Genomic DNA, 9,444 nt, shown 5'->3' on the forward strand with positions numbered 1-9,444 from the left:
CGTCGTCCGCCTCCGCGACCGCCTCCGCCGACACGCTGTCCGGCGAGGTGACGGTCTTCGCGGCCGCGTCGCTCGAGCCCGTGCTCGACGAGCTCGCGGCGGCGTTCGTGGCCGAGCACCCGGCGGTGACGTTCGCACCCGTCACCTACGACGGCTCCTCGACGCTCGCCACGCAGCTCGCGGAGGGCGCCCGCGCGGACGTGCTCGCGACGGCCGACCGCGCGAGCATGCAGGACGTCGTCGACGAGGGGCTGGTCGAGGGCGAGCCGACCGTCGTCACGACCAACACGCTGCAGATCGTCGTGCCCCCTGGCAACCCCGACCACGTGGGCTCGCTCGCCGACCTCGGCGCGCTCGCCGGGGCCGGCGGCAAGGTCGTGGTCTGCGCGGCCGAGGTCCCGTGCGGCAAGGCCGCGGCCGCTGTCCTCGACGCGGCGCACGTCGCGCTCGCGCCCGCCAGCCTCGAGCAGAACGTGACCGCGGTGCTGACCAAGGTCCGCGAGGGCGAGGCGGACGCGGGGCTGGTCTACCGCACGGACGTGCTCAGGGCCGGCGACGCGGTCGAGGGCGTCGACTTCGCCGAGTCCGCGGACGCCGTCAACGAGTACCCGGTCGCGGTGCTGCGAGGCGCCGCCGCACCCGGCGCCGCGGCGGCGTTCGTCGACTTCGTGCTGTCGTCCGAGGGTCAGGCGCTGCTGACGGCGCGCGGCTTCACACCGGCACCGTGACACCTCGCGGCATCGACGTGCGGCCCACGACGAGCGCACCCCGCCTGCTGTGGGTGCCCGCCGCGCTCGCGGTCGCGCTGCTCGTGCTGCCGGTGGTCGCGCTCGTCGTGCGCGCCGACTGGTCGACGCTGCCCGCCGACGTCACCTCGACCGCCGCCCGCCAGGCGCTCGCGCTGTCGCTCGGCACCTCGCTCGTCGCGACTGCGTGCTGCCTGCTGCTGGGCGTGCCGCTCGCCCTCCTGCTCGCGCGGGCGTCGGGCTGGGGCGCCGACGTGCTGCGCGCGCTCGTGACGCTGCCGCTCGTCCTGCCGCCCACCGTCGGGGGGATCGCGCTGCTGTACCTGCTCGGGCGGCGTGGCCTCGTCGGGCGGTCGCTCGACGCGTGGTTCGGCGTCACGATCCCGTTCACGACCACGGCCGTGGTGATCGCGCAGGTGTTCGTCGCGATGCCGTTCCTCGTGCTCGGGCTCGAGGGTGCGCTGCGCACCTCGGGCACGCGGTACGAGACGGTCGCCGCGACGCTCGGCGCGGGGCGCTGGACGACACTGCGCCGCGTGACCCTGCCGCTCGCCGCGCCGGGCCTGCTCGCCGGGACCGTGCTGTGCTTCGCGCGGGCGCTCGGCGAGTTCGGGGCGACCGCCCTGTTCGCGGGCAACACCCCCGGCGTCACGCAGACGATGCCGCTCGCGATCTACGCCGCGTTCAACGGCGCGGGCGTGACGCAGGGCGCGGCAGTCGCGCTGTCGCTGCTGCTCGTGGTGGCCGCGGTCGCGGTGCTGCTGGTCGCGCGCGCGTGGCGGCCGGGCCGGATGGGCAGCGCATGAGGCGACTCGACCGGCCACGCCGTCACGCCGCACGCTCCCGCGAGCCGGGGACGCTCGTCGCGGACGTCGGCGTGCGTCGCGGCTCGTTCGAGCTCGCGGCGGCGCTGACCGTCGAGCCCGGGCGGGTCACCGCGGTGCTCGGGCCGAACGGAGCGGGCAAGTCCACCCTCCTGGCGCTGGTCGCGGGCACGCTGGGGGTCGAGAGCGGCCACGTGAGCGTGGGGGGCCGGGTGCTGACTCGGGGCGGAGCGGGTGCCGGCAGGACCGGGGCCGCAGCTCCGGACGGTCTCGAGCCTGCCGTGCAGGTGCCCGTCGCTCGGCGTGCGGTGGGGCTGCTGGGCCAGGACCCGCTCGTGTTCCCGCACCTGGACGTCTTGGAGAACGTCGCGTTCGGGCCGCGGGCCGCGGGGATGCGTGCGGGCCCGGCGCACGACGAGGCGCGTGGGTGGATCGAGGCCGTCGGCCTGGGGACGTTGCAGCGACGTCGGCCCGACGAGCTGTCCGGGGGCCAGCGGCAGCGCGTGGCCCTCGCGCGCGCGCTCGCGGCCCGCCCGGACGCGCTGCTGCTCGACGAGCCGTTCGCCCAGCTCGACGTGCGCACCGCGGCGGAGCTGCGCGACGTGGTCCGCGAGCACGTGCGCGCGACGCGCGTCCCGACCGTGCTGGTCACGCACGACGTCGTGGACGTGCTCGCGCTCGCCGACCACGTCGTCGTGCTGCACGACGGCCGGCTGGTCGAGCAGGGCGACCCGGTCACGGTGCTCACCGACCCGGTGCACCCGTTCACCGCCGCCCTCGCCGACCTCAACCTGCTGCGCGTCACGCTGACCACCCCGACCACCCCGGCCGCCGCCGGCCCCACCACCCGCGCGGGCGCGCCCCGGCTCCTTCGCTCGCCCTCGCTCGACCTCACCCTCAGCGGTGGCGGTATGGCGCAGTGGGTGGAGAAAGCGTCGCCTGGCGTGACTTTCTCCACCCACAGTGAGCTGCAGCTCACGTTCTCGCCCGGCGACGTGCGGATCGTGGGGAGCGGAGCGACCGGGTCCGCCGGTGACGAGGGCGGCGGGGCGGGCGGGCTGGTGTGGTCCGCCGTGGTGGTGGACGTCGAGCGGGGGCCACGCGGGCTGCGCGTACGGACCACCGACGACGTGCTGGTCGACGTCGCGGCGGCGAGCGCGGTGGCGCTCGACCTGCGGCCGGGCACCGCGCTGACCCTGCGCGTCGACGCGGCGGACGTGCGCGCGCGGTCCGTCTGACGCCCGACTTCTCACACGCGCACCGCCCGACTCGTGCGCGAAAGGTTCCCGCGACGCAACAGCGGGACCACCGGGGCCGAAACATCCTGTTCCTAGCGTCAGGGACGTCCGAGCCCCCACCGAGCCCCGGAGGCCCCCATGGCGCAGCCGCTCGTGACCGTCGACCCGCAGGCGTCGACTCCCGCACCCGTCCCGCCCGGCGTCGCCGCACCAGGCGCCCCGCTCGTCCACCGTCCCGGCCGCTGGATCGACGGCTGGAACCCGCAGGACGAGGGGCAGTGGACGGCCGTCGGTCGGTTCGTCGCCCGGCGGAACCTGGTCCTGTCGATCTTCGCCGAGTTCCTCGGCTTCGCCGTCTGGGCGCTGTGGAGCATCGTCGTGCCCCAGCTCCCCGAGGCCGGGTTCGTGCTCAGCGTCGACCAGATGTTCTGGCTCATCGCGGTGCCCAGCCTCGTGGGCGCCACGCTGCGCATCCCGTACACGTTCGCGGTGCCGGTGTTCGGTGGCCGCAACTGGACGATCGTGTCCGCGCTGCTCCTGCTCGTCCCGACGATCAGCCTCGCGGTGGTCGTGCAGAACCCGGACACGTCGTTCGGCGTGCTGCTGGGCGTCGCGGCGCTCGCGGGCGTGGGCGGCGGCAACTTCGCGTCCTCGATGGCGAACATCTCGTTCTTCTACCCGGACCGTGAGAAGGGCCGCGCACTCGGCTTCAACGCGGCGGGCGGCAACCTCGGGACCGCCGCGGTGCAGCTCGCGGTGCCGCTCGTGATCGTGGCCGGAGCGGGCGTCGCGCTCGAGCGCGCGGGCCTGATGTTCGTGCCCCTCGCGATCCTCGCGGCCGTGCTGGCCTGGCGGTGGATGGACAACCTGTCGAGTGCGAAGTCCGACCCGCGCTCGTACGGCGTGGCCGCGCGGCAGCGGCACACGTGGATCATCTCGTTCGTCTACATCGGCACGTTCGGCTCGTTCATCGGCTTCTCGGGGGTGTTCCCGACGCTGCTCAAGGGCACGTTCCCCGAGGTCACCGCGTCCGTCGCGTTCCTCGGGGCGCTCGTCGGCTCGGTCGCCCGCCCGCTCGGCGGCACGCTCGCGGACAAGCTCGGCGGCGCGCGGGTCACGATCGCCGCGTTCGCGGTCATGGCGGCGGGGGTCGTCAGCGCGATCTTCGCGCTGCGCTCGCACAGCTTCGGGGCGTTCCTCGCGTCGTTCCTCGTGCTGTTCGTCGCGACGGGGGCCGGCAACGGGTCGGTCTACCGCATGATCCCGGCGGTCTTCCGGCACGGCGCCACGGACGACGAGGACCGGACGCGGCGCGCACGGGCCGCTGCGGGATGCCTGGGCATCGCGGGTGCCGTCGGGGCGTTCGGCGGGTTCCTCATCCCGCGCGGCTTCGCGATCTCGACCTCGGCGACCGGCAACATCCAGGCCGCGCTGTGGGTCATCGTCGGGATGTACGCGGTGATGGCGCTGGTGACCTGGGCGGTCTACTCGCGCCGCGGGTCCGCGTTCGGCCGGACGAGCATCTGAGAGCCGGCACTTGACGACCACCACCACCGCTGCGCGGGGGAGCACGCCGTCGCTCGAGCAGGTCGCGACGGTGTGCTCCTACTGCGGTGTCGGCTGCGGCATCGTCCTCGACGTCGCGTGCGACGACGAGGGCAACCGCGTGGCGCGCGCGGCACGCGGCGACCGGTCCCACCCCGCGAACGCCGGCCGGCTCTGCACCAAGGGCGCGACGAGCGCGGACATGCTCGCCGCGGGCGGCCGCGCGACGACCGCGCTGGTCCGGCCGGAACGCGGGGCCGCCCTCGAGAGCGCCGACCTCGACGACACGATCGAGCTCGTCGCGCGCCGGCTGCGCGAGGTGGTCGAGACGCACGGCCCCGACGCGCTCGCGTTCTACGTCTCGGGTCAGATGAGTCTGGAGGCGCAGTACCTCGCGAACAAGCTCGCGAAGGGGTATGTGCGCACGCACCAGATCGAGTCGAACTCGCGGCTGTGCATGGCCAGCGCGGGCACGGGGTACAAGCTCTCGCTCGGCGCGGACGGGCCGCCCGGGTCGTACGACGACCTCGATCACGCCGACGTCTTCCTCGTCATCGGCGCGAACATGGCCGACTGCCACCCGATCCTGTTCCTGCGCCTGCTCGACCGCGTCAAGGCGGGCGCGAAGCTCATCGTCGTCGACCCTCGTCGAACCGCGACCGCCGACAAGGCGGACCTCTTCCTGCAGGTGCAGCCCGGCACCGACATCGCGCTGCTCAACGGGCTGCTGCGGCTCGTCGTGGAGGCCGGCGGGCTCGACGAGGAGTTCGTCGCCGAGCACACGGACGGCTGGGACGCGCTCGAGGCCCTGCTCGAGGACTACCCGGCCGACGAGGTCGCGCGGCTGACCGGCGTCGCCGAGGCGGACCTGCGGGCCGCTGCCGCGATGATCGCGGGCGCGTCGAGCTGGGTGTCCTGCTGGACGATGGGCCTCAACCAGTCGACGCACGGCACCTGGAACACGAACGCCCTGGTCAACCTGCACCTCGCGACGGGCGCGATCTGCCGCACCGGGTCCGGCCCGTTCTCGCTGACGGGTCAGCCGAACGCGATGGGCGGCCGCGAGATGGGCTACATGGGTCCGGGACTGCCGGGTCAGCGCTCGATCCTCGACGCCGACGACCGGGCCTTCGTCGAGGACGTGTGGGGGCTCGCCCCCGGCACGCTGCGGGCCGACTTCACCGGGCGCGGGACGGTCGACCTGTTCGAGCGCATGGCGGCGGGGGAGATCAAGGCGTGCTGGATCGTGTGCACCAACCCGGTCGCGTCGGTCGGCAACCGGCGCACGGTCATCGAGGGGCTCGAGCGCGCCGAGCTCGTCGTCACGCAGGACGCGTTCGCCGACACCGAGACCAACGCGTATGCCGACGTCGTGCTGCCGGGTGCGCTGTGGTCGGAGTCCGACGGCGTGATGGTCAACTCCGAGCGCAACCTCACCCTCGCGCGCGCTGCGCTGCGCCCGCCGGGCGACGCGTTGCCGGACTGGCAGCTCATCGCTCGCGTCGCGACCGCGATGGGCTACGAGGGCTTCGACTACTCGTCGTCCGAGGAGGTGTTCGCCGAGCTGCGCCGGTTCGCCAACCCACGGACCGGCTACGACCTGCGCGGCGTCACGTACGAGCGCCTGCGCGAGGGCTCGGTGCAGTGGCCTGCGGCGCCCGACGCGCCACGTCGGAACCCGATCCGGTACCTCAACGACGGCGTGAGCCAGCCGCTGCTCGAGCGCCCCGACGGCACCCGTCCTCGCCTGCACTTCCCGACCCCGACGGGCCGTGCCCAGTTCCACGCGCGGCCGCACCTGCCCGCCGCCGAGCTCCCGGACGACGACTACCCGTTCGTCCTCAACACCGGTCGCGTGCAGCACCAGTGGCACACGCTCACGAAGACCGGCAAGGTCGCCAAGCTCACCAAGCTCGCGCCCGGCCCCTTCGTCGAGCTGCACCCGTCCGACGCCGAGGCGCTCGGCGTGCACGACGGCACGCAGGTGGAGATCGCGTCCCGACGAGGGCGCGCGGTGCTGCCCGCGGTCGTCACCGACCGGGTGCGACCGGGTGCGCTGTTCGCACCGTTCCACTGGAACGACCTGTTCGGGGAGTACCTCGCAGTGAACGCCGTGACCAGCGACGCCGTGGACCCGTTGTCGTTCCAGCCCGAGCTCAAGGTGTGCGCGGTCGCCGTCACGCCCGTGGCGGCCCCGCCGGGCGAGCCTGCCGACACGGTGACGCGGGGCGGCCTCACGCCGGGCGCGGTGGCGATCCGTGCGCTGGGCGCGGCGCTGGGCCTCGACGGTCTCGCCCCGCCCACGCTCGGCGACGACCAGCGCCGCTACCTCGCCGGCTTCCTCGCGGGGCTCGGCGGGGGAGCGCCCGGCACCCCGGTGCTCCCGACGACCGCGCCGCTCGACCCCCACCAGGCCCTGTGGGTGGACGGCCTGCTCGCGGGCCTGTTCTCCCGCACCCCGGACGCGCACGCACGCCGCACCGGCGACGGCGGCGGCGACGCTGCGCGGGTCCGGCAGGTCGTCGTGCTGTGGGCGTCGCAGACGGGCACCGCCGAGGACCTCGCGGCGGCCGCCGCCCAGCGGCTGGGTGCGGCGGGTCTGGCCCCCCGTTGCCTCGCGATGGACGACTGCCTGCCCGCCGACCTGCCGACCGGCGCGGACCTCGTGCTGGTCACGAGCACGTTCGGCGACGGCGACGCACCCGACAACGGTGCCGCGTTCTGGGAGGCGGTCGCGTCCGCCGACGCACGCCGGCTCGACGGCTCGCGGTTCGCGGTGCTCGCGCTCGGCGACTCGAGCTACGACCGGTTCTGCGGCCACGGGCGCCGGCTCGACCACCGGCTGGAGGAGCTGGGGGCGACGCGGCTCGTCGACCGCAGCGACGTCGAGCCCGGCGACGACGAGCGCGCGCACGCCTGGATCGACGCGGTCGTGCACGCCCTGGCCGGGGAGGAGCCCGCATCGCCGGAGCCCGCGCGCGCCACGCCGGGCGTGGCCACGCAGGCCCCGGCCGCGCCGGCGCGTGCGACCCGGCAGCGACCCGGGGGCGCACGACTCGTCGGGAACCGGCTGCTGTCAATGCCTGGCTCGGCCAAGGAGGTGCGCGAGATCGTCCTCGACGTCGCGGACAGCCCGCGCGAGGTCAGCTATCGCGCGGGAGACGCCCTGGCGGTCCGTCCGACGAACGCGAGCGCGCTCGTCGACGAGTGGCTCGCGGTCACGGGCTGGGACCCGGACCAGGACGTCGAGGTCGAGGGGCGCGCGCTGCGCCTGCGGGACGCGCTGACCAGTGAGCTCGACATCAGCCGCGTCTCGCACGACCTGCTCACGCTCGTGGCCGAGCACTCCGGGAGTGCCGAGCTGCGGCGCCTCCTGCGGCCGGGCAGCGGCAGCGACCTCGCCCGGTGGACCTGGTGCCGGCAGGCGGTCGACGTCGTCGCCGACCTCGCGCCGGACGTCGCCGCGGCGGACCTCGTGGGCGCCCTGCGCCGGCTCGCGCCGCGGCAGTACTCGATCTCGTCGAGCGCGCGGGTCACACCCGGGCGCGTGACGCTCACGATGTCGGTGGTCCGCTACGCGTCCCCGTCGGGTGCCGCGCGCGGGGGTGTCTGCTCGACGTTCCTGGCCGACGCGCCGCTGGACACGCTCGTCCCGGTGCACGTCCAGCCGAGCGCGCACTTCCACCCGCCCGCGGCGGACGTGCCCGCGATCATGGTCGGCCCGGGCACGGGTGTCGCGCCGTTCGTCGGGTTCCTCGCAGACCGTGCGGCGGCCGGGCACACGGGCCGCAACTGGCTGTTCTTCGGCGAGCAGCACCGCAGCACCGACTTCTACTACCGCGACGAGCTGTCGCGGCACGTGGCCGACGGCACCCTCGACCGGCTCGACACCGCGTTCTCGCGGGACCAGCGCTCGAAGGTCTACGTGCAGGACCGGATGCGCGAGCACGGCGCACGACTGTGGGCGTGGCTCGAGGACGGCGCGTCGTTCTTCGTGTGCGGGGACGCCTCGCGCATGGCGAAGGACGTGGACGTCGCGCTGCGGGACGTCGTCGCGACGCACGGGGCGATGAGCGAGGAGGCCGCGGCGGCCTACGTGAAGGACCTGACGACGACGCGCCGCTACGTGCGGGACGTGTACTGACAGCGGCAGGGCGCCGCGCGGTCAGCCCACCGACACCTGGACGAAGTCGTACCCGGTCGCCCCGTCGGGCACCACGTCGGCGACCGCACCCGTCTGCGGGCCGTCGGGGTCGAACGCCCGGACGCGCAGCTCGTGCCGGCCCGGCTCGTCGACCGTCCACCTCCAGCTCCACTGCCGCCACGAGTCGATGCCGCCGGACTCGGCAAGGGTCGCGTCCTGCCACGGTCCGCGGTCCACCTGCACCTGCACGCGCGTGATCCCGCGGTGCTGCGCCCACGCCGTCCCGGCGACGACGACCTCGCCCGCGTCGAGCTGGGCCCCGTCGCGCGGCACGTCGATGCGCGACTGCGTCTTGACCGGCCCGCGCGGCGACCACCCGCGGTCCGTCCAGTACGCCGTGGCGTCCGCGAAGCGCGTCACCTCGAGCTCGGTGACCCACTTCGTCGCGGACACGTACCCGTACAGGCCCGGGACGACGAGCCGCACGGGGAACCCGTGCTCGACGGGCAGCGGTGCGCCACCCATCCCCACCGCGAGCAGCGCGTCGCGCTCGTCGGTGAGGGCCGTCAGCGGCGTGGACGCGGTCCAGCCGTCGGCGCTGCGGGACAGGACCATGTCGGCGTCGCCGGTGGGTCGGGCGCGGGCCAGCAGCTCACGGACGGGCAGCCCGAGCCACTTCTGGTTCCCGACGAGGTCGCCGCCGACCGGGTTCGACACGCAGCACAGCGTCACCCACGCCTCGACGAGGTCGGACGCGAGCAGCTCGTCCCACGTGAGCTCGACCTCCTGCTCGACGAGCCCGTGCACGCGCAGCGTCCAGGTGGTCGGGTCGACCTGCGGCACGACGAGCGCGGTGTCGATCCGGTAGAAGTCGTCGGGCGGCGTGGCCCACGGCCCGACGCCCTCGACCTGCACGCCCGCGGGGACGGGGGCCGCGGTGACGCGCG

6 protein-coding genes are annotated in these 9,444 nt (G+C 74.7%); 5 read left to right on the top strand and 1 reads right to left on the bottom strand.

Features of this window, described 5'->3' with window-relative positions:
• The 5 genes from modA to CWIS_RS01780 form a co-directional block, all read left to right on the top strand.
• Positions 1 to 728 (top strand): molybdate ABC transporter substrate-binding protein (gene modA, locus CWIS_RS01760; protein WP_048341517.1); only part of this gene is annotated, 728 nt, incomplete at its 5' end.
• Positions 725 to 1,552, top strand: coding sequence for an ABC transporter permease (locus tag CWIS_RS01765; protein WP_082156140.1), 828 nt, complete (start codon positions 725 to 727; stop codon positions 1,550 to 1,552). The genes modA and CWIS_RS01765, both read left to right, overlap by 4 nt.
• Entirely contained in the window at positions 1,549 to 2,808 is a 1,260-nt protein-coding gene (locus CWIS_RS01770) for an ATP-binding cassette domain-containing protein (RefSeq protein ID WP_048341521.1), read from the top strand. The genes CWIS_RS01765 and CWIS_RS01770 overlap by 4 nt, the downstream gene beginning before the upstream one ends.
• Before the next feature lie 138 nt (positions 2,809 to 2,946).
• Positions 2,947 to 4,335, top strand: coding sequence for an MFS transporter (locus tag CWIS_RS01775; protein ID WP_048341518.1), 1,389 nt, complete (start codon positions 2,947 to 2,949; stop codon positions 4,333 to 4,335).
• A 10-nt stretch (positions 4,336 to 4,345) separates the two neighbouring features.
• Positions 4,346 to 8,497, top strand: coding sequence for a bifunctional nitrate reductase/sulfite reductase flavoprotein subunit alpha (locus tag CWIS_RS01780; RefSeq protein WP_048341519.1), 4,152 nt, complete (start codon positions 4,346 to 4,348; stop codon positions 8,495 to 8,497).
• Between the two features lie 21 nt (positions 8,498 to 8,518).
• Here CWIS_RS01780 and CWIS_RS01785 read toward each other — a convergent pair.
• On the bottom strand, positions 8,519 to 9,444 hold a 926-nt coding region (locus tag CWIS_RS01785), incomplete at its 5' end, for a molybdopterin-dependent oxidoreductase (protein WP_048341522.1).

The organism is Cellulomonas sp. A375-1, from assembly GCF_001040865.1.
Lineage (GTDB): Bacteria > Actinomycetota > Actinomycetes > Actinomycetales > Cellulomonadaceae > Cellulomonas > Cellulomonas gelida.